Here is a 1,011-nt window from a genome sequence, read left to right as displayed (position 1 = left end):
CTTACTTTTTTGAAGTGTTTGATACGCAATCAAAATATCGAAATTGGAGTCTCGCAATTGATTCAGGTAAATCGAAAGGGTGGCTTGATCAATTTCGCTACAGCCAAGCACGTCAAGAATACACAATTGAACAGCTCAAGTTTGAACAAACCCGTCAGGAGATTATTTCTAGCGCCTTCAATAACTACCTTGAAATCCTTCAGCTTTACACCCGCAGACTCGCAACAGAACATGAGTTAGATTCATCTAACGCACTCTTACAACAGGTCAGTAAAAATGTCGAAGCAGGAAACACCGCCCGCTCGTCGCTATACGAGGCACAAGCAAAAGTGGGCAGCGTGAGCACTTTGTTAGTAGATCTACAGAAACGTATCGATATTGCAATCGCAAAACTACAAAAAGATGCCGGTTATCGTGCAAGCCCAACCTATGATATTGATCCGTCTATTTTGATTAGCGAAATTGATCAAGCCACCCTTTCGATTTACCTGAATCAATTGCGAGACTCCAATTTCGATATTTTGATTGCGTATCAAACACTTCAAAAAAGTAAGAGTAGCTTGAGTGAGACAAGATCAAAATTCTCTCCAACGATCAGTGCGGGTATAAACTACTCATACACTGATACGAATAACGCATCCTCTACTGTTCTGCCTGCCACTGGAGATAGTGATAACACGAGTTATCGAGTGACGCTCAACTTGCCAATCCTTATCGGTGGCGAGCGTTTCTTTGAGGCAAAAAAAGCTAAGCACCTAGTTCAACAATCACAGCTCGATTTTGACAATACCTATCAACAAGCAGAGCTTGATCTCAAACAAGCCGTATTAGAAGTCAATGCAAATGTTAAATCTGCCATATTGCTTAAACAAAACGTACAAGCAAATAAAGAGTCTTTCAAAGGACAAAAACGTGCCTATGAACTAGGAGAACGAACTTTGAGCGATGTCCTATCTGCCGAAAAATTGCTTTTTGATAGCCTCAGAGCCTTCTTTGATACTCAATATAACT

At 40.8% G+C, this 1,011-nt stretch carries 1 protein-coding gene; it reads left to right on the top strand.

Annotated features, from left to right (window positions below; genetic code table 11):
• Nucleotides 1–1,011, top strand: a 1,011-nt coding sequence (locus tag A3739_RS06435) for a TolC family protein (protein ID WP_068500752.1), incomplete at both ends; no start/stop codon positions are given.

It is taken from the genome of Oleiphilus sp. HI0067 (genome assembly GCF_001635735.1).
This window is presented reverse-complemented; position numbering and strand designations above follow the sequence as displayed.